This window comes from uncultured Tateyamaria sp. (assembly GCF_947503415.1).
Taxonomy (GTDB): Bacteria; Pseudomonadota; Alphaproteobacteria; order Rhodobacterales; family Rhodobacteraceae; genus Tateyamaria.
This window is the reverse complement of the sequence record NZ_CANNDS010000001.1, coordinates 1,310,280-1,328,096: the sequence shown is the minus strand read 5'-3', so window position 1 is coordinate 1,328,096 and position 17,817 is coordinate 1,310,280. Positions and strand designations below refer to the sequence as shown.

The 17,817-nt window shown below is 60.7% G+C and carries 20 protein-coding genes and 1 tRNA gene; 12 read left to right on the top strand and 9 right to left on the bottom strand.

Features of this window, described 5'->3' with window-relative positions; translation table 11 throughout:
* Positions 1-104 precede the first annotated feature (104 nt).
* Positions 105-1,124 carry an extracellular solute-binding protein gene (locus tag Q1A32_RS06450; protein WP_299651049.1) on the bottom strand — a complete coding sequence of 340 codons (1,020 nt, stop codon included), beginning with the start codon at positions 1,122-1,124 and terminating at the stop codon, positions 105-107.
* A 180-nt stretch (positions 1,125-1,304) separates the two neighbouring features.
* Between Q1A32_RS06450 and Q1A32_RS06445 the strand changes: the two genes are divergently transcribed.
* Positions 1,305-2,339 carry a zinc-dependent alcohol dehydrogenase family protein gene (locus tag Q1A32_RS06445; RefSeq protein WP_299651047.1) on the top strand — a complete coding sequence of 345 codons (1,035 nt, stop codon included), beginning with the start codon at positions 1,305-1,307 and terminating at the stop codon, positions 2,337-2,339.
* 3 nt (positions 2,340-2,342) lie between these two features.
* Here Q1A32_RS06445 and Q1A32_RS06440 read toward each other — a convergent pair whose 3' ends face one another.
* Positions 2,343-3,176, bottom strand: coding sequence for a nitroreductase family protein (locus Q1A32_RS06440; protein WP_299651045.1), 834 nt, complete (start codon positions 3,174-3,176; stop codon positions 2,343-2,345).
* A 116-nt stretch (positions 3,177-3,292) separates the two neighbouring features.
* Between Q1A32_RS06440 and Q1A32_RS06435 the strand changes: the two genes are divergently transcribed.
* Genes Q1A32_RS06435 through Q1A32_RS06395 form a run of 9 tightly spaced genes read left to right on the top strand, consistent with a single transcriptional unit; the run spans position 3,293 to position 9,846 of the window.
* Positions 3,293-4,006, top strand: a complete 714-nt coding sequence (locus Q1A32_RS06435; RefSeq protein WP_299651042.1) for a succinate dehydrogenase/fumarate reductase iron-sulfur subunit — start codon at positions 3,293-3,295, stop codon at positions 4,004-4,006.
* Positions 4,006-4,338: a succinate dehydrogenase gene (locus Q1A32_RS06430; RefSeq protein ID WP_299651039.1), complete on the top strand. Its 333-nt coding sequence runs from the start codon at positions 4,006-4,008 to the stop codon at positions 4,336-4,338. The genes Q1A32_RS06435 and Q1A32_RS06430 overlap by 1 nt, the downstream gene beginning before the upstream one ends.
* The gene (gene sdhC / locus Q1A32_RS06425; RefSeq protein ID WP_299651036.1) at positions 4,335-4,685 is read left to right on the top strand and encodes a succinate dehydrogenase, cytochrome b556 subunit; all 351 of its coding nucleotides are present in this window, start codon (positions 4,335-4,337) and stop codon (positions 4,683-4,685) included. Before Q1A32_RS06430 ends, sdhC begins: the two co-directional genes overlap by 4 nt.
* A 2-nt stretch (positions 4,686-4,687) precedes the next feature.
* Positions 4,688-6,445, top strand: coding sequence for an L-aspartate oxidase (locus Q1A32_RS06420; RefSeq protein ID WP_299651033.1), 1,758 nt, complete (start codon positions 4,688-4,690; stop codon positions 6,443-6,445).
* Entirely contained in the window at positions 6,442-7,056 is a 615-nt protein-coding gene (locus Q1A32_RS06415; protein WP_299651030.1) for a cysteine hydrolase family protein, read from the top strand. The genes Q1A32_RS06420 and Q1A32_RS06415 overlap by 4 nt, the downstream gene beginning before the upstream one ends.
* Before the next feature lie 4 nt (positions 7,057-7,060).
* Positions 7,061-8,017 carry a fumarate hydratase gene (locus Q1A32_RS06410; protein WP_299651027.1) on the top strand — a complete coding sequence of 319 codons (957 nt, stop codon included), beginning with the start codon at positions 7,061-7,063 and terminating at the stop codon, positions 8,015-8,017.
* The gene (locus tag Q1A32_RS06405; RefSeq protein ID WP_299651024.1) at positions 8,014-8,430 is read left to right on the top strand and encodes a hypothetical protein; all 417 of its coding nucleotides are present in this window, start codon (positions 8,014-8,016) and stop codon (positions 8,428-8,430) included. Before Q1A32_RS06410 ends, Q1A32_RS06405 begins: the two co-directional genes overlap by 4 nt.
* Entirely contained in the window at positions 8,427-9,092 is a 666-nt protein-coding gene (locus Q1A32_RS06400; RefSeq protein ID WP_299651021.1) for a fumarate hydratase C-terminal domain-containing protein, read from the top strand. The genes Q1A32_RS06405 and Q1A32_RS06400 overlap by 4 nt, the downstream gene beginning before the upstream one ends.
* 7 nt (positions 9,093-9,099) lie before the next feature.
* A complete protein-coding gene (locus Q1A32_RS06395) occupies positions 9,100-9,846 on the top strand; it encodes a sulfite exporter TauE/SafE family protein (RefSeq protein ID WP_299651018.1) in 747 nt (248 codons plus the stop codon).
* Between the two features lie 7 nt (positions 9,847-9,853).
* On the opposite strand, the gene Q1A32_RS06390 is transcribed toward Q1A32_RS06395, so the two are convergent.
* The 3 genes from Q1A32_RS06390 to Q1A32_RS06380 all read right to left on the bottom strand — a co-directional run bounded on the left by Q1A32_RS06390 (position 9,854) and on the right by Q1A32_RS06380 (position 11,757).
* Positions 9,854-10,585, bottom strand: a complete 732-nt coding sequence (locus tag Q1A32_RS06390) for a sulfite exporter TauE/SafE family protein (RefSeq protein WP_366141210.1) — start codon at positions 10,583-10,585, stop codon at positions 9,854-9,856.
* 8 nt (positions 10,586-10,593) lie between these two features.
* Positions 10,594-11,496 carry a LysR family transcriptional regulator gene (locus Q1A32_RS06385; RefSeq protein WP_299651012.1) on the bottom strand — a complete coding sequence of 301 codons (903 nt, stop codon included), beginning with the start codon at positions 11,494-11,496 and terminating at the stop codon, positions 10,594-10,596.
* 185 nt (positions 11,497-11,681) lie between these two features.
* Positions 11,682-11,757: transfer RNA gene (locus Q1A32_RS06380), tRNA-Lys, on the bottom strand.
* Positions 11,758-11,872: 115 nt separating this feature from the next.
* Between Q1A32_RS06380 and dapF the strand changes: the two genes are divergently transcribed.
* Entirely contained in the window at positions 11,873-12,694 is an 822-nt protein-coding gene (gene dapF, locus Q1A32_RS06375; protein ID WP_299651009.1) for a diaminopimelate epimerase, read from the top strand.
* Positions 12,691-13,947, top strand: a complete 1,257-nt coding sequence (gene mtaB / locus Q1A32_RS06370; RefSeq protein WP_299651006.1) for a tRNA (N(6)-L-threonylcarbamoyladenosine(37)-C(2))-methylthiotransferase MtaB — start codon at positions 12,691-12,693, stop codon at positions 13,945-13,947. The genes dapF and mtaB overlap by 4 nt, the downstream gene beginning before the upstream one ends.
* 169 nt (positions 13,948-14,116) lie before the next feature.
* On the opposite strand, the gene Q1A32_RS06365 is transcribed toward mtaB, so the two are convergent.
* The 4 genes from Q1A32_RS06365 to Q1A32_RS06350 all read right to left on the bottom strand — a co-directional run bounded on the left by Q1A32_RS06365 (position 14,117) and on the right by Q1A32_RS06350 (position 17,794).
* Complete coding sequence (locus tag Q1A32_RS06365; protein ID WP_299608160.1) at positions 14,117-14,905, bottom strand: cytochrome c1; 789 nt, start codon at positions 14,903-14,905, stop codon at positions 14,117-14,119.
* Positions 14,906-14,918: 13 nt separating this feature from the next.
* Entirely contained in the window at positions 14,919-16,265 is a 1,347-nt protein-coding gene (gene petB, locus Q1A32_RS06360; RefSeq protein ID WP_299608163.1) for a cytochrome b, read from the bottom strand.
* A gap of 12 nt (positions 16,266-16,277) precedes the next feature.
* Entirely contained in the window at positions 16,278-16,859 is a 582-nt protein-coding gene (petA, locus tag Q1A32_RS06355) for a ubiquinol-cytochrome c reductase iron-sulfur subunit (protein ID WP_299651003.1), read from the bottom strand.
* 332 nt (positions 16,860-17,191) lie between these two features.
* A complete protein-coding gene (locus Q1A32_RS06350) occupies positions 17,192-17,794 on the bottom strand; it encodes a glutathione S-transferase (protein ID WP_299651000.1) in 603 nt (200 codons plus the stop codon).
* Positions 17,795-17,817 lie beyond the last annotated feature (23 nt).

The window sequence follows — 17,817 nt, the reverse complement described above, 5'->3', positions numbered from 1 at the left end:
TGTCAGACACTGGAACGGCCGCAGCGTAGTCCCAATGCCTGATCGAAATAAGAAAAAGGCGCGGCTTCGAACCGCGCCTTTCGACGTTTTCAAAGAACGAAGCGTTATTCCCAACCAACTTCGTTGAAGATCTTCTGAGCCGCAGGAACGTTCTTTGCCACTTCGCTCAGGTTCACGGCGTCGGAGCGGAACAGTCCAAGGCTTGCAACCGAAGGGCTGAGGCCAACACCGGGCACTGCCGGATACTCGTCATTCCCGGCTGAAAAGTACTGCTGTGCCTGATCGCTGGCGAGATACTCCATGAACTTGACTGCGTTGTCTCGGTTGGGTGCGTTGGCGGCAACGCCACCACCCGACAGGTTCATATGCGCACCTTCGGCATTCTGTGCGGGAAACACCCATCCAATGTTCGCGCGGGCGTCGGCGGGCAAACCATCTACATCGCGACGGACGGCGCGCGCGAAATAGTACGTGTTGGAGATCGAGATATCGCACTCGCCCGATACCAAGCCACGCAGCTGGTCGGTATCGCCACCCTGCGGTGCGCGGGCAAAGTTGTTCACAACGCCTTGTGCCCAGCTTTTTGCGGCTTCTTCACCGTGGTTCTGGATCACGGCGGCCAACAATGTCTGCGAATACACGTTCGAGGATGAGCGGTGGCAGACCTGACCTTCATATGCAGGGTCCGCCAGGTCCACATATGTGGTGGGCGGGTTGGTCACGTCGGTCTTGTCGTAAAAAATGATGCGCGCGCGCTGGCTGAAGCCGAACCACTGATTGTCGGCGTCTTGCAAGTTAGCAGGAATGCGCGTTTCCAGTACGTCACTGTCGATGGACTGCAACACGCCTGCGTCCTTGGCCCGCTCCAAACGAGATGTATCGACGGTCAGCAGGATGTCTGCAGGAGAGTTGGCCCCCTCGGCCTGCATGCGTGCAATCAGCTCGTCCGCCTTGCCTTCGATCCGGTTGATGGTGATCCCGGTGGCGTCGGTGAAATCCGAGTACAGCCGTTCATCTGTGTCGTAATGGCGTGACGAATACAGGTTCAACTCACCTTCGGCGACCGCGCTGGTGGCCGTGATGGCAACCGCGGCAAGGGCAACAAACGGTGTTTTGGCAGTCATGGAAGGTCTCCGTTCTATCCAGAATCTAATTCTTACTGAAACAGTCAATTACAGGAGTCGCAGCGCAACGCAAGTCTTTCTGATCAAATTAGTCGGGAATTATTTGCACGACCTTTTCCCTTTTGCGTTCAATGCATTTGCCGCTACAGCTTGCCGTGATCCGTTTCACGAGGTGTAGAAATGCGTGCCGCTGTTGTCCGATCCTTTGGCCAGGACCTGTCGATCGAGACGGTGCCAGACCCATCCTGCCCCGACAACGGCGTCGTTATGGAAGTCGCGGCGTGCGGCGTGTGCCGCTCCGACTACCACGGCTGGACCGGCGAACATCCCAAGGTGCAGAACGGGTCGATACTGGGCCACGAATACTGCGGAACCGTGGTCGAGGCCGGGGCAAGCGCCAAACACAAGATCGGCGACCGCCTGATCGCGCCCTTCATCCTGTCCTGCGGTGACTGCCCTGCCTGCCATACAGGCGTGTCCAACACCTGCGAAAACCAGATCGTGCCCGGCTTCGGCACGCCCGGTGCCTACGCCGAATACGTCGCCGTCCCCTTCGATCACAATCTGGTCCATCTGCCCGACACAATGACCCCCGGTCTCGCCGCTGGCCTCGGGTGCCGCGTCACCACAGCATGGCACGCGCTGACGGACCGGGCCAATGTCCGCGCAGGCGAATGGGTGGCCGTGCATGGCACCGGCGGCATCGGCCTTGCCACGCTGTTGTTGGCCAAGATGCTGGGCGCGCAAGTCATTGTGGTCGATGTCGTCGAGGAAAAACTGACGCACGCCCAAAGCCTTGGGGCGGATGCCGCCGTAAACGCCACCACAACGGACGCAGCCGAAGCGATCCGCGACATCACAGGCGGCGGGGCGCATGTGTCGGTCGAAGCGCTGGGGATCGAAGCAACCACCAACGCCTCTATCGACTGCCTGCGCATCCTTGGCCGCCACGTGCATGTGGGCATGCCCGCCGGGTCCGGCATGATGGAAGTGAACATGCGCGGCATCTACACCAAGCAACTGTCCTTCTTCGGCACACGCGGCATGCCCGCATGGAAGTACCCTACATTGCTTGAGATGATCGAACGTGGCGACGTGGACCTGACACCGATGGTTGCGCGCGAAGTGCCCCTGTCGGGTGCCAGCGCCGAGTTGCGGGCGATGCACGGGCCAACGCCACCGGGCACCGCGGTGATCACGGACCTACACGGCTAGGCTCTATTCAAGGCGAAACCCGCGTTTGCGCATGAAGTCCCCGAACCCGGCCCGCTCAGGCGCACTGTACTGGCGCACCTTGTCGATGGACCAGGTGTAGGGCGCGACCTCTCCAAACGTCTCGACAAACCGTTGCCGTGCATAGGGCTGCGCCGCCGCCCGGTCCGCATCGTAGGATGCAACGGCATCACGCAGCCCATCCTCCTGATACCGATCCTCATGCACGGTCACATGCAGCGGCAAGCGCTTGGCAATCTCTGGCGCGGCCGCAGGATACCCAAGCGCAAGCCCCGCAAAGGGAAAGACATGATCGGGCAACCCCAACAGGTGCGACACCGCCCCCGCCTCGTTCCGTACCGCACTGATGGGACAGGACCCAAGGCCCAGCGCATCCGCCGCCGCCACAAAAGCCCCAAGCGCAATGGCCGCGTCTGCCGCCGCATTGATAACTGCATCCAGATGGTCATTGGCAAAAGGCACATCATGCCAGTCGTGCAGCAACCGCTGGCGTCGGTTGTTGCCACAGAACACCAGCAGCATGGGGGCCTGCGCGACCCACGCCTGACCGGACACCAGATCCGCCAATCGCTGCCGCGTCGCTGCGGACTTCAACACAACGATATCCCGCTGCTGCAAATCGCTTTTCGTGGGCGACGCAAGGGCGACCGCACAAAGCGTTTGCACCACATCATCGTGCACAGGCTGATCCAGAAACGCGCGACATGAACCGCGGGCCGCTAATGCATGCAACTCGGGACGATCCGCAACAGCATCCGGCGCATCGCTGAACCGGGCGGCCAAAAGCTGGGACAGGTTCGGTTCGGGCGTATCTGACATTCGGTCATCCTGTAAGAAACACTAACGGAAATGTTCAATACTTATCGCATTCATTAAGCATCCCTATCAGCTATACTCTGACACAAAGCGCGCATCCCCGGAAAGACCGAAGCCATATGACAACGCAGTCGATCAAGGTGACCATCGAACGCAGCCCAGACGAACAGGGTGCATTCGAGGTGCCCGCCTATGACAGCCAGACCGTGCTTGATGTCGTTTCGTGGGTCCAGCAGAATGCGGACCCCACGCTCAGCTATCGCTTCGCCTGCCGCGTCGGTATGTGCGGCAGCTGCGCCATGATGGTGAACGGCGTGCCGCGCTGGACGTGCCGCACGCACATATCAAAGGTGATCAAGGACGGTGCCGTGACCATCGCCCCCCTGCGCAACCTGCCCGTGATCAAGGATCTCGTGGTCGATATGGACCCGTTCTTTGACAAATGGGTGGAAGCCGAAGGGGTGCACCACGGCAGCCTGACACGGCATGACCCCATCGCACCGGTGGACGAAACCAGCGCCACACGGGTCGAAGCAAACGCCGGGATCGAATGTATCAACTGCTCCGTCTGCTATGCCGCCTGTGACACGGTTGCAGGCAACCCGAACTACCTTGGCCCCGCCGCGCTGCAACGGGCATGGACCCTGCTGAACGACGCCAAGGACGAAGGGCGCGTTGCGATCCTTGATGCCGTGTCAGGTTCAGGGGGCTGCCACAACTGTCACTCCATGGGGTCCTGCACCACCTATTGCCCCAATGACCTCGACCCCATGTCCGCCATCGCAGGGCTAAAACGCGAAACGGCGAAGTCGTTTTTCCGGAGGGAGCGCTGATGCTGTCGCTCCGCCTTTACATGCTGCAACGGATCACAGCATTGCTGATGGCACCACTTGTCGTGGGGCACCTCGCCGTGATGACCTACGCCATTCAAGGCGGGCTAAGTGCTGCCGAAATCCTTGGCCGCACTCAAGGGTCCGTCGCGTGGTTCCTGTTCTACGGACTGTTCGTCGTCGCCGTGTCGATCCACGGGGCCATCGGGCTTCGCACCATCGCCCACGAATGGGGCGGCGTGAAAGGACCGGCACTTGAGGCCACGATGTGGGCCATCGGCCTCGGTCTCTTCGCACTCGGGACACGGGCCGTCTGGGCGGTGACATTCGCATGAAACCCCACGGCATCACTTCCCGCGCGCATCCTTTGTGGCTCGCCTACATCCTGCACCGCCTGTCGGGTCTGGGCCTTGCCCTGTTCCTGCCCTTCCACTTCTGGATTCTGTCGCTAGCGCTGACCAACCCCGACAGGCTGGATGGCTTCCTTGCCTTCACCGAGATCGGAATCGTCAAACTGGCAGAGTTCGGGCTGGTCTTTCTGCTGGCCGTCCACATGTTCGGCGGCCTGCGTCTGATGGCAATGGAATGGCTGCCATGGACACCGCCGCAAAAGACATTGGCGGCAGGGGCCACGGCGCTGTCCTTCCTGATCGCAACACTCTTTCTGATGCAGGCGGTGTGACCATGAAACTCTCCGACATCGAACGCCACGATACCGATATCCTGATCCTCGGCACCGGGGGTGCCGGGCTGTTCGCAGCCCTCCACGCCCAGCAAACCGCGCCCGAAGGCACGAGAATTACAATCGCGGTCAAAGGGCTCATCGGCAAATGCGGCTGCACACGCATGGTGCAGGGTGGCTACAACGTCGCCCTTGGCGGCGGGGATACGGTCGAACGACACTTCATGGACACCATTCAGGGCGGCAAATGGCTGCCCAATCAAGACATGGCGTGGCGGCTCTGCGAACAGGCCGTGGTGCGAATCCGCGAATTGGAAAACGAGGTCGGTTGCTTTTTCGACCGCAACCCAGACGGGTCGCTGCACCAAAAGGCCTTCGCGGGCCAGACCGCCGACCGCACCGTGCACAAGGGCGACCTGACAGGAATCGAAATCATCAACCGCCTGATGGAAAAGGTGCTGGCAAGCGGTGTCGAGAAGATGCAGGAACACCGCGCCGTGGGTCTGATCCCGACGCGCGACGGCTCTGCACTGGCCGGTGTCCTGATGATCGACATGCGTACCGGACGCTTTCGTATGGTACGCGCCAAGACGGTGCTGATGGCCACAGGCGGCGGCCCCACGATGTACAAATACCACACGCCCTCGGGTGATAAGACGATGGACGGCCTCGCCATGGCCCTTCGCGCTGGCCTGCAACTGCGCGACATGGAGATGGTGCAGTTCCACCCCACGGGTCTCCTTGCCGGGGACCATACCCGCATGACTGGTACTGTGCTCGAGGAAGGGTTGCGCGGCGCAGGTGGGCAGTTGATCAACCATTCGGGCCAGCGGTTCATGTTCGACTATGACGGCAAAGGCGAACGCGCCACCCGCGACGTGGTCAGCCGTGGCATCTATGCCGAGATGCGCAAGAACAACAATCCCGACCAAGAGGGCGTGTTCATCTCAATGTCCCACCTTGGCCCCGACTGGGTGGCCAAGAAGTTCAAAGGCATGGTCAAACGCTGCGCTGACAGCGGATTCGATCTGGCCGCAGGCAGGGTCGAGGTGGTGCCAACCGCCCACTACTTTATGGGTGGCGTGGTGGTCGATGTGGACACGCGCACGGCGATGGAGGGGCTGTATGTGGCGGGCGAAGACGCCGGCGGCGCGCATGGCTCGAACCGGCTGGGCGGCAACGGGGTCGCCAACTCCACCGTCTATGGCGGCATCGCGGGCGACACGATGGGGCGCGACGTGGGCGGAATGACCCTGCGCGACCCGGACGAAGACGTGCTGGCCGCCGAGTTCGCGCGCGCGACCCATCCCCTGACCCGCACGCCGGACCTGATCCTGCCCCTGCGCAAACAGTTACAAGACCTTATGTGGGAAGAGGTGGGCGTGATGCGGACCGAAGCAGGCATGCAGCGCGGTCTGGACGGGATTGCAAACGTGTCGGACGCACTGATGGACGTTGGCGTGGACGCCAGCAACCTGGCATTCAACCTCACCTGGCACGATTGGCTGAACCTGCGGTCATTGTGTGATATGTCCGCGGTCATAACCAAGGCCGGGATCGCCCGCGAAAACTCTCGCGGCGCGCATTATCGCGAGGATTTCCCCGATGCGGGCGCAATGGAAGACAGTGATTTCACGGTGGCCACGCTTGACAGCGCGGGCATCAAAGTCACCCGTGAACCCGTTCAATTTACAATCGTAAGCCCGGGCGGGACAATCCTGCCCGACGGCGAACCTGAAACACTGGTGGCGGCACAATGACACAACGCAAGACAATCGAGGGCCGCGCGGCCCTTATCGTGATCGACATCCAGGCGTCGACCTTCATCGACATGAGCAGCGACCGGGCCATCGCCAACATGCCCGGCTATCGCGACCGGATGTTGGCGGCGCGCGCGCTGGTGGATGCAGCCCATGAAACCGGTGTACCAGTGATCTTCATTCAGGAAATCCACCGCGCGGACGGGATCGATTTCGGTCGTGAACTGGACGGCGACGAAGACGTGCATTGTCTGGACAATGACCCGCGCACGGAAATTGCCTTTGACGAAATGGGCTACCGGTCGGGGGACTATATCGTGCCCAAGCGCCGCTACTCCGCGTTTTTCGGAACCGACCTCGAAATCTTGCTGCGCGGGCTCAAAGTCGAAACACTTTTGCTCTGCGGCGGACTGACGGATGTGTGTGTGCACTATACATTCGTGGACGGACATCAATGGGACTACCACTGCCGCGTGGCCGAAGATTGCGTGGGCGGGTCTTCGATTGAGGCGCACGAGGCATCGTTGAGGGCCATGGAATATTTGCAAACTGGTGCGGTCCAACCCCGAGACACTCTGATCGCCGCCATGCGGGCCACATCTGGAGCATAGCCAAATGATCCCCATCAACCTCGTCCAATCCACCGCCGAGGTCCTCATGGACAAGGCGGCGATCGAGATACCGCAAGATTACCTCGATGGCCTGCAACACGCGGCCAAGACCGAGGATGGCGACCTGTCTTCCTTTGTTCTCAAGGCCATGCTGGAAAACTACGACGCCGCCAAGGAAGACCGCCGCGCCATGTGCGGTGACACCGGCGTGCCCCGCTGGTTCGTGAAAATGGGGAACGAGGCGCGGGTTGAGGGCGGGATGGTTGCCCTTGAAGCCGCCCTAAGACGCGCCACGGCCAACGCGACCAATGGTGTGCCCTTGCGCCCCAACCGCGTGCACCCGTTGTGGCGCACGGATCACGACAACAACGTGGGCATCGGCGCGCCAGAGATCGAATACGGGTTCGAACCGGAAGGCGAGTGGATCGACCTGATCACGGTGCACAAGGGGGGCCTTTTCGGCACCGACTACCGGATGCTGTTCCCCTCCGACGGCATTCAGGGGATCAAGCGGTTCTACCTCGACAGCCTCATGGCGTTCGGCAAACGCGGCCTTGCCTGCCAGCCTGCCATCATCGGCATCGGGCTTGGAGGGTCCAAGGACATCTGCATGACACTTGGCAAACGCGCCTCCACCCTGCGCATCGTGGGCAGCCGCAATTCCGACCCACGGATTGCGGAGATGGAGGATGAGTTCAAAGAGCTTGGCAATTCCATCGGCATGGGGGCCATGGGGTTCGTGGGCAAGAACATGGTGATCGATTGCAATATCGAGGTGGGCTACTGCCACACCGGCGGCATGCCGATGTCAGTGCATGCCTTCTGCCTGTCCTCGCGCCGCGCCGTGGCGCGCATCCATGCAGACGGGCGGGTAGAGCACCGTACGGACCCGGATTGGTTCACAGATTACCAACGGCGCGAAACGGTGGATTGGGAACCGCAACGGGAGGCGGCGGAATGAGCTACGACTTGATGGTCTTCAACCCTGCCGTTGCACCACGAACACGCACAACGTTTCTACAATGGTACGGTGACATTACGCGCTGGGAAGAAGCCAGAGACTATACCGATCCGATCGGGATGACGGGAAGTCTTATCAGTTTCTACCACTTGTTTCGCCGTGATTTTCCGCCGTTGAACGGTCCTCATGCAGTCGCATTGGAAAACGTTGATGATCCATATGTCACAGAATATTCCTTCGCTTCAGACGCGATTTACCTGTCGTTTGCTTGGTCTATTGCTGAATTAGCTCGAGAAGCCACGCTAGACGCCGCGCTGAATACTGCCGTCGGCTTTTTCGATGTGTCTGAGACCAACGGTGCCATTGCATACGATATCCACGACCTTGTTTCATTGAAGCGAGCCACGCAATGAGCCCGCGTGAAGTCCGCCTCTCCACCACCCCCACCGACGAGGCCATTGCCGATCTGCAGCTGGGCGACGTCGTCTACCTCGACGGTCTCATGTACACCGCGCGCGAGGGTGTCTACATGCGCGCGCTTGAGGACAAGGCCAACATACCGATGGAACTGCCCAGCCAATCGGCGGCCAACTTCCATTGCTCGCCCGCCGCCCGCATCAACCCCGATGGCAGCTTTGACATGGGCGCGGTGACGGCCACCGCGTCCTTCCGCTTTGCCAAGTGGCTGCCCGAGTGGATGGCCAAGACCGGGGCCAAGCTGATCGTCGGCAAGGGGGGCATGACGTCGAAGGACTACAAGGAGTACTTCGTTCCAAACGGGGCCGTATATCTGTCGACCGTAGGTTATGGCACAGGCGCGCTTTTGGGGCGCGGGGTCGAAAATGTCGAAGCGGTGCACTGGAACGAGCAGCTGGGTCTGGCCCAGGCCATGTGGGTGATCAAGTGCAACCGGATGGGGCCGTTCATCGTGGCCTCGGACATGAATGGCGACTGCCTGTTCGAACGGGAAAATGCCAAGATTGCCGAAAGCGTGGCCCGCGTCTACGAAGGGACGAAACCTGCGGTTCTCAAACGCTATGGCGAAAGCGATGACCGCACGGACGAGGTGATCTGAAGCGCATATGCCCGACCTGTCCCTGATTGCGTTTGCCAGCGCCGTTCTGCTGCTGGCAGGGACGGTCAAGGGCTTTATCGGCCTTGGGATGCCCACCGTGGCCCTGACCCTGCTCACGCTTCAGCTTGACGCACGGTCCGCTGTCTCGCTGATCGTGATCCCGATGCTGCTGAGCAATGCGTGGCAGTTCTGGCGGGGTCCGGACATGGTGGGATGTGTCAGGCAGCATTGGCGCTATGCGGCCATATTGATCCTGTTTGTGGCGGTGACCGTCTGGGCCAGCCAATCTGCCCCGGACAAATTGCTGCGCGCGGTGCTGGGTGTGTTCGTTCTGGCATTCTGCTTCTTCAGCTGGCGCAATCTGGTGCCCCCGATCCCGGCGCACCGGGTGCGCCTGTTCGAAGGGATCAGCGCCGTGGTCGCCGGGTTGGTCGGCGGATTGACCGCCGCCTGGGCACCACCGCTGGTCATGTACCTGACCGGCCTCCGGCTTGAGCGTGACGCGTTTGTGCAGGCGCTCGGCTTCCTGATCACGGCGGGCAGTGTGTCGGTCTTTGTCATGTATATCGCTGTCGGGCACAGTTCTGGCCCTGATCTTGTGGTTTCAACCTTTTTGCTGATACCGACGCTTGTCGGCTTCACCCTTGGTGAGCGCTTGCGGCATCGCACAAACCCTGATCAGTTCAAAAAGTACTTCCTGGCTGCGTTCGCGGTGCTGGGCGTAAATCTGTTGCTGGGCACGCTTTTGGGATGATGCGCGGCTACGCCAGTTCGCTCAGCAAGATGCCCACACCCATCGCCAGCGTCAGCAGGATCAACAACCGACGAAAGGTGATGTCGTTCAGACGGCGGAACACAAACAGACCCACTTGCGCCGCGATCAGACCACAGGGGATCGTCACGGCAATGGCCCTCAGGGCCACCGCATCATATGCCCCCCTGAAGAACAGCAGAGTCACCGTTGTCGTCAGCATGACCATGTTGAAGGGCTGCAAGACGGCGCGTGTTTCGGATTTGGTCCAGGGGCGGATAGACAGCCACATGGCCGGGAGGGCACCGGACACACCCGCAGCGCCACCAAGCGCGCCGCCCACAAATCCGACCAATCCGTCAATCAAAGGCGTGCTGCGCTCGAATGCAGGCAAGGACGCGCGGAACCCGAAATAGCCACCATAGATGATCAGAAACACGGCGATCCCCATGCGTAACGTCGCGCTGTCAGCGATGCTCAAAAGGACCAGACCAAGGGGCACGCCGCACAAGCCCGGCAGGATGAACCGCAACAACCGGTCACGGCGCGCAAAGATCGACGCGCGAACCACCCACAGCCCCTGTACGCCGACAAGAACCGACATCAGCGCCACGATGGCCACAGCCGTGACGGGCGGCACGACAACCAGATAGAACCCCAAAGCGAACAGGGCCGTGCCCGTCCCCGACAACCCGTTGATAAAGCCGCCCGCCGCAGCGCCCAGCACGAGGAACATGATCATTTCGAAAGTCATTGCGTGTCGGGTGATCCCTGGGTCTGGGCGCGTTCGATCACACCGGCAAAGGCGTTGTACAACTCTTCCATGGCCCGTGTCTTGACCTGATCTTGCAGATAGGCCAGCCCAAGGGTCCGGGTGGGCGCATCGGGCCCAAGGCCCAACCGTTTGACGGGAACGCCGTCTAAAGGCTTTACGGCCAGATCGGGCACAATCGACACACCCAGATTGGCGTGGACCATGCTGGCGATCGCCTCGGGACTGTCCAGTTCCATCGTCTCGGTCACACGGATACGTCTGGACATGATCCAGTTGTCGATCAGCGTGCCCAGAACCGCATTCCGGTTGAAGCGAATGTAGGGTTTGGTGCGCAACAGCTGCATGGGGTCATCTTCGGTTTCCTCCTGCGCAGCGATCAGTTGCATCGGCTCGTCGGTCAAAGCACGAAAGAGGATACCGGCAGGCATCAAATGCGGCTTGGTGATCAGGGCTGCATCCAGATTGCCCCGCTCAATATCCGCCAACAATCCGCCCGTCAGACCGGGGCGAATGTGCAGGCCAACACCCGGGAATTGCGCCTTGAACACAGCCATGGCCTGTGGCGTCAATCCCGTCAGCGTCGTGCTTAACGTGCCAAGCTGGATCACACCGCTTAGGCCCCCGTCTGCCAGAACGGACGGCACAAGGTTGTCATAGTCGGCGATCAATTTGCGAGCTTTGGCCACCAGTTCCTGCGCCACAGGTGTCAATTCGGGCGTCCGCCTGGCCCGGTTGAACAATGTCACGCCCAGCTCCGCCTCAAGCGTCCGCATCTGCTGGCTGACGGCGGCGTGCGTGACATGCACGGCCTCGGCGGCAGCGGTGAACGTCTTGTTGTCGGCAACCGCAACCAGAGTGCGCAACAGTCGGATGGTCATGGGATCTGCGCCTTTTGAAAGCAATCCTTTCGCTTACCATGGCTAGCGACCCATACCTGTAAGCGCAACTTGCAGCTTCCCTTTGGTGAGGTGCAATATCAAGACAGTCGTCAACGGAGATCAGCGCATCTCACACAGCTCGAACAGCAACGCATTGCGCTGATCAAGTATGATCTGTCTGGTAGTGGTGAGCCGTGCAGGGTTCGAACCTGCGACCCACTGATTAAAAGTCAGTTGCTCTACCAACTGAGCTAACGGCCCACTAGGCGGCCTATCTAGAAAGGGTGGGGCAAAGGGTCAAGCCGATTCTCCGATGTTTTCCTGCGACATACTGGATTCCCGAAAATCGCGGGGTTATATGCGCCGGATGGCAGATATGGCGACACCTGATTGGCCCTTCATGAAGATGCACGGGGCGGGCAACGACTTTGTCGTGATCGACGGTCGTGTGACACCTGTGGACCTGAGCGCGGACCTCGTGCGCGCACTGGCGGACCGGCACCGGGGCGTAGGTTTCGATCAACTGGCGCTGATCACGGATGGGACGGATCTGACCGTCACCTACTACAATGCCGATGGCTCGCAATCGGCGGCCTGCGGCAACGCCACCCGCTGCATCGCCGCGCGCGAACTGGCGCAGCGGAAGACCAACGCGCTCCAGATCGAAGTGACCGGGCGCGGAACGCTGAATGCCGTGCGGAACGCGGATGGAAGTACTGCCGTTAATATGGGGCACCCGCAACTCGACTGGCAGGATGTACCGCTGGCGCAAGACGTCGACATGCTGTCCCTGCCCATCGACGGCAACCCTGTCGCCACCGGCATGGGCAACCCGCATTGCACCTTCTTCGTGGACGACGTGGCAACCATCGACCTCGCCACCATCGGCCCACGGATCGAACACCACCCGCTTTTTCCCGAACGCACCAACGTCCAATTCGCTCAGGTGATCGGCCCTGACCATATCCGCATGCGTGTCTGGGAACGCGGCACCGGGATCACACTGGCCTCCGGCTCCTCCTCCTGTGCAACGGCCGTCGCTGCGGCCCGCAGGGGTCTCACAGGGCGCAAAGTGCAAATCGACCTCGACGGCGGCACGCTCCACATCGACTGGCGCGATGATGGCGTCTGGATGTCCGGACCCACAGCCCACGTGTTCAACGGCACCCTCACGCCTGAATTCCTGAACAGCCTATGAGTGTACCCGTCTTTTCCAACCACGGCTGCCGCCTCAACGCCTATGAAACCAAGGCGATGGAGGAGTTGGCACAACAGGCAGGCATGACCAACGCCGTCGTGGTGAACACCTGCGCCGTCACGGCAGAGGCGGTACGCAAGGCCCGCCAGGACATCCGCAAGCTGCGACGCACCCACCCCGATGCCAAGCTGATCGTGACGGGTTGCGCGGCCCAGACCGAACCCGACACTTTCGCCCAAATGGACGAGGTGGACGCGGTGATCGGCAACACCGAAAAGATGCAGGCGGGCACTTGGGCAGGGCTTGCCGGCAACTTCGGAACCGAACCCGTGCAAGTGGACGACATCATGTCGGTCACGGAAACGGCAGGCCACCTGATCGACGGCTTCGGCACCCGCTCCCGCGCCTATGTGCAGGTGCAAAACGGCTGCGACCACCGCTGCACCTTCTGCATCATTCCCTTTGGGCGTGGCAATTCCCGCTCGGTCCCCGCAGGGGTCGTGGTGGACCAGATCAAGCGGCTGGTAGACCGCGGCTTCAACGAAGTCGTGCTGACGGGCGTCGATCTCACCTCTTGGGGCGCAGACCTGCCCGGCACACCACAGCTTGGCAACTTGGTGATGCGCATCCTCACACTGGTGCCCGACCTGCCCCGGCTCCGGATCAGCTCCATCGATTCGATCGAGGTGGACGAGGCACTGATGCTGGCCATCGCCACGGAACGTCGGCTGATGCCGCACCTACACCTGTCATTGCAACACGGCGACGACATGATCCTCAAGCGGATGAAACGCCGGCACCTGCGCGACGACGCGATCCAATTCGCGCAAGAGTCGCGCAAGCTGCGGCCCGACATGACCTTCGGCGCAGATATCATCGCAGGCTTCCCAACCGAAACCGACGCGATGTTCGATAACTCCCTGAAGCTGGTTGAGGATTGCGACCTCACCTGGCTGCACGTTTTCCCCTACTCGCCACGGCCCGGCACGCCAGCCGCACGAATGCCGCAAGTGAACGGCAAGGCCATCAAAGACCGCGCCGCGCGCCTGCGCACCGCTGGCGAAAAACAAGTGCAGGCCCACCTGCAAGCGCAACAGGGCAAGGTCCATCACATACTGATGGAGAATCCGCACATGGGCCGCACCGAGCAATTCACCGAAGTCACCTTTGACACAGCCCAACCCGAAGGCCAGATCGTCACCGCGCGGATCGCCGGGCACAACAACACTGCGCTTACCGTTTCTTCTGACTGAAAATACCACGGGGGCGGCGCAAGCCGCGGGGGCAGAGCCCCCTCCGGGCGGCACCTCAATCACATGCGTCGGCACAGCAGAACCCGTAAGGCGCAGGTGTCCTGCGCCATGCCCCAATAAAAAAGCCCCACCAGATGGCGGGGCTTCCAAGCGCTCAATTCCAAGCGACTTATTTCTTTTTGTATCGGGCTTTGACCGGCGCCCACAGACGCTTGTTGGTCAGGTACAGCATGACCGACAGGATGGTCAGAAAGATCACACCGACAAAACCAGCCTGCTTGCGGGCCATCAGCTTCGGCTCAGCCGTCCACATCAGGAAGGCGGATACATCCTCTGACAGGTGATGCAGGTCCGTGGAATGCCCATCGGCAAACTCGACATCATCGCCATAGAGCGGGGGCGCCATGGCGATCCAGCCACCGGGAAACGCGGTGTTCTCGTACAGAACCGCGCCCGCCTCTTCCTTTTCCTCACCGGTGTACCCGTTGAGCAAAGCAACGATGTACTCAGGGCCGCCCATGCCTTTCAGCAACTGGTTGATGCCCAGACCGTACGGTCCATGGAACCCGGCACGGGCCTTGGCCATCAGGCTCAGGTCAGGTGCATTTTCCAAGTTGGAGCCGGGGAAGTGATCGTTAGGCGTTGCCGCGCGAAAATCGTCAATCTCCGGATCGAACACCTCATAGAATTCGGCATAGGCACGGACCTGATCGTCAGGCAGGTCAGGCCCGCCATCATCGCCAAGGGTCCGCAAGGGGACGTATTGCAAACCATGGCAGGCCGCGCAGATCTCGGTGTAGATCTGCAAACCGCGCTGCAACTGGTTCTGATCGAAAGACCCGAAGGGCCCGTCAAAGGAAAAGTCGACATCCTCGACGTGACCCGCACCGCCAGCGGCGAAGGCACCTGTGGCCAGCGCGAACGCCGCCACCATGCTTGCTGCAAGTTTCTTCAACATCTGCAGTCTCTCCTTATTCCGCAGGCTGGGTGGAGGGCGCGGCCGAACCGCTGTCCCCTTTGCCCATCTTCGCGGCAAAGTCTTCTTCGATGGTCGCAGGCTGCGCATCGGGTTTCTCAAGCACGCCAAGCAGCGGCAGGATCACCAGGAAATACGCAAACCAGTAGGTCGACCCGATCAGGGCGATGTAGGGATAAATCCCCTCGGCAGGCATCGCACCCACCCACATCAGAACAAAGAAGTTCACGACAAACAGCCAGAACCACCACTTGAACATCGGACGGTACCGACCCGAACGCACCGACGAGGTGTCGAGCCATGGCACCAGCGCCATCACCACGATTGCGCCGAACATCGCGATCACACCAAAGAACTTGGCGTCGATGATGCCGCCCGTCAGGGTCGATGCGATGATCACCACCCACACGTCGCCGTCAAAAGCACGCAGGATCGCGTAGAAGGGCAGGAAGTACCATTCCGGCACGATGTGCGCGGGCGTCGCCAGCGGGTTCGCCTCGATATAGTTATCGGGGTGGCCCAGATAGTTCGGCATGAAGCCCACGATGGCAAAGAACACCACCAGAATGACAGCCAGCGCAAACAGGTCCTTGATCACGAAGTAAGGCCAGAAGGGCAGCGTGTCTTTCTCGGCTTCCTCTTTCGACGTACGGCGCACTTCAACACCGGTCGGGTTGTTGTTGCCCGTCGTGTGGAAGGCCCAGATGTGTACGATTACCAGACCGGCAATCACGAAGGGCAACAGGTAGTGCAGGCTGAAGAAGCGGTTCAGCGTGGCATTGTCCACGGCGGGCCCGCCCAGCAACCATGTTTGCAGCGCATCACCGATGAACGGGATGGCACCAAACAGGCCGGTGATCACGGTCGCACCCCAGAAGGACATCTGACCCCACGGCAGAACGTAGCCCATGAAGGCGGTGCCCATCATCAAGAGGTAGATAAGCATACCGATGATCCACGTGATCTCACGCGGGGCCTTATAGGACCCGTAATAAAGACCGCGGAAAATGTGGGCATAGACGGCCACAAAGAACAGCGAGGCACCATTCATGTGCAGATACCGCAGCATTGCGCCACCGTTCACGTTGCGCATGATGTGTTCGACACTGGCAAAGGCCATATCGACATGCGGCGTGTAGTGCATGACCAGAACGATGCCGGTGATGATTTGCAGCGCCAGGCAGAAAGCCAGAACAATGCCCCAGATCCACATCCAGTTCAGGTTCTTTGGCGTCGGAATCATCAGCGTGTCGTACATCAGGCCAACAATCGGCAACCGCTTGGCCAGACCCTTTTCCCAGGCCGCCTTCGGTTCATAGTGGTCGTGAGGAATTCCACCCATGGTCTCTCTCCCTTAACCCAGTAGGATCGTGGTCTCGTCCACGAATTCAGCAACAGGAACCGGCAGGTTGGTCGGCGCAGGTCCACGACGGATCCGGCCAGCAGTGTCATAGTGCGAGCCATGACAGGGGCAGAACCAGCCGCCAAAATCCCCTGCATCGCCCAAAGGCACACACCCAAGGTGCGTACACACGCCCTGCATCACCAGCCACTCGCCCGTGTTTTCCGCACCACCGAAGGGCGGGAGAGACCGGTTTCCATCATCGCCCGGAGTGCCACCCGGCAAGTTTTCGTTCCTTGCTTCGGGGTCCGGAAGATCATCCAACGAAACAGCTACTGCTGCTTCAATCTCTTCTTCGGTACGACGGCGAATGAACACCGGCTTGCCCAAGAACAGGACGGTGATCTGCGTGCCGGGCGAAACACTCGACACATCAACGCGCTTCTTGCTTGCGGCCAGAACATCGGCCGATGGGTTCATCTGATCAACCAGTGGCCAGATCGCTGCACCCGCCGTTACCGCGCCTGCGCCAGCAGTGGCAAAGTACAGAAAATCGCGCCGGGTGCCTTCGTGGTCTTCTTCTGCGTGGGACACGGGGGACTTCTCCAGTTTCAAGGCGACCCCGACGGGGCCAATACATCATTCCATGCCGCGCGCGCGCGTCGGCTTTGACGGGCTATCTAGCGGGGTCACCCCCCCACGTCCAGCGCGCAATCTGACACACGTGGTCGCAGGTGGGTTGAATTAACCCTTTGATAAGATTCGAGACCGCACGGTTCGTTAACCACGGTTTTGGCGACGAACCGGTGTACGGGGGGTGCACAGGGGGTGTACGCATGGTGCCACCCCCATTTGCCTTGTTTCTTTGACGTTAACCGCGATTCGCTGGCGTTCGGTGGAAAACACCCACCGAGCGTTGCGCAACATCACCCTTGCGGGACGGTTGCCTCCATCGACGGACGCGCCGCAAACGCGTCATACCACTTGGCCAACGCGTCCCGTCCCCTGCGCCAATCCCGGTCGCCATGGCGGAAGTCGAGATAGCCCAATCCACAGCCCACACCGATATGACCGATGTCCATTGGCCCGGCCAAATGGCTCATCCAGCGGGCATTCAAGGCATCCAGCGCGCCTTCAACCTTGCCCCATTGCGCCTCGATCCACTTGGAAGATTGCTCGGCCTCATCCCGGAACCGCTTTTCATAGATCATCAGCACGGCAGCCTCCATCAGCGCATCCGCGGTGGCTTCCAATACCAGCGTGTCCCAGCCCTTATCCGGATACAGGCCGGCACCCGCCCGATCATCCAGATACCGGCAAATGACCCGGCTGTCATAAAGCGTCGGCCCCTCATCGCGCACCAGCGCGGGGATCTTGCCCACCGGGTTCGCGGCTTTCAGCGTCGCGTCGGTGCCGCCGGGCGCGGCGGTGACAGTCACCGTCTCCACATCATCGGTCTGCCCTGTTTCATGCAGCAAAACCAGCACTTTACGCACAAAGGGGCTGGGCCCCGCCATCAACAGCTTCATCGCGATTCTCCCTGTGAAGTTGC

Coding starts and splice junctions, on each gene's coding strand:
- Q1A32_RS06450 (WP_299651049.1), bottom strand. CDS start 1,124: ATGACTGCCAAAACACCGTTTGTTGCCCTTGCCGCGGTTGCCATCACG.
- Q1A32_RS06445 (WP_299651047.1), top strand. CDS start 1,305: ATGCGTGCCGCTGTTGTCCGATCCTTTGGCCAGGACCTGTCGATCGAG.
- Q1A32_RS06440 (WP_299651045.1), bottom strand. CDS start 3,176: ATGTCAGATACGCCCGAACCGAACCTGTCCCAGCTTTTGGCCGCCCGG.
- Q1A32_RS06435 (WP_299651042.1), top strand. CDS start 3,293: ATGACAACGCAGTCGATCAAGGTGACCATCGAACGCAGCCCAGACGAA.
- Q1A32_RS06430 (WP_299651039.1), top strand. CDS start 4,006: ATGCTGTCGCTCCGCCTTTACATGCTGCAACGGATCACAGCATTGCTG.
- sdhC (WP_299651036.1), top strand. CDS start 4,335: ATGAAACCCCACGGCATCACTTCCCGCGCGCATCCTTTGTGGCTCGCC.
- Q1A32_RS06420 (WP_299651033.1), top strand. CDS start 4,688: ATGAAACTCTCCGACATCGAACGCCACGATACCGATATCCTGATCCTC.
- Q1A32_RS06415 (WP_299651030.1), top strand. CDS start 6,442: ATGACACAACGCAAGACAATCGAGGGCCGCGCGGCCCTTATCGTGATC.
- Q1A32_RS06410 (WP_299651027.1), top strand. CDS start 7,061: ATGATCCCCATCAACCTCGTCCAATCCACCGCCGAGGTCCTCATGGAC.
- Q1A32_RS06405 (WP_299651024.1), top strand. CDS start 8,014: ATGAGCTACGACTTGATGGTCTTCAACCCTGCCGTTGCACCACGAACA.
- Q1A32_RS06400 (WP_299651021.1), top strand. CDS start 8,427: ATGAGCCCGCGTGAAGTCCGCCTCTCCACCACCCCCACCGACGAGGCC.
- Q1A32_RS06395 (WP_299651018.1), top strand. CDS start 9,100: ATGCCCGACCTGTCCCTGATTGCGTTTGCCAGCGCCGTTCTGCTGCTG.
- Q1A32_RS06390 (WP_366141210.1), bottom strand. CDS start 10,585: ATGATCATGTTCCTCGTGCTGGGCGCTGCGGCGGGCGGCTTTATCAAC.
- Q1A32_RS06385 (WP_299651012.1), bottom strand. CDS start 11,496: ATGACCATCCGACTGTTGCGCACTCTGGTTGCGGTTGCCGACAACAAG.
- dapF (WP_299651009.1), top strand. CDS start 11,873: ATGGCGACACCTGATTGGCCCTTCATGAAGATGCACGGGGCGGGCAAC.
- mtaB (WP_299651006.1), top strand. CDS start 12,691: ATGAGTGTACCCGTCTTTTCCAACCACGGCTGCCGCCTCAACGCCTAT.
- Q1A32_RS06365 (WP_299608160.1), bottom strand. CDS start 14,905: ATGTTGAAGAAACTTGCAGCAAGCATGGTGGCGGCGTTCGCGCTGGCC.
- petB (WP_299608163.1), bottom strand. CDS start 16,265: ATGGGTGGAATTCCTCACGACCACTATGAACCGAAGGCGGCCTGGGAA.
- Q1A32_RS06350 (WP_299651000.1), bottom strand. CDS start 17,794: ATGAAGCTGTTGATGGCGGGGCCCAGCCCCTTTGTGCGTAAAGTGCTG.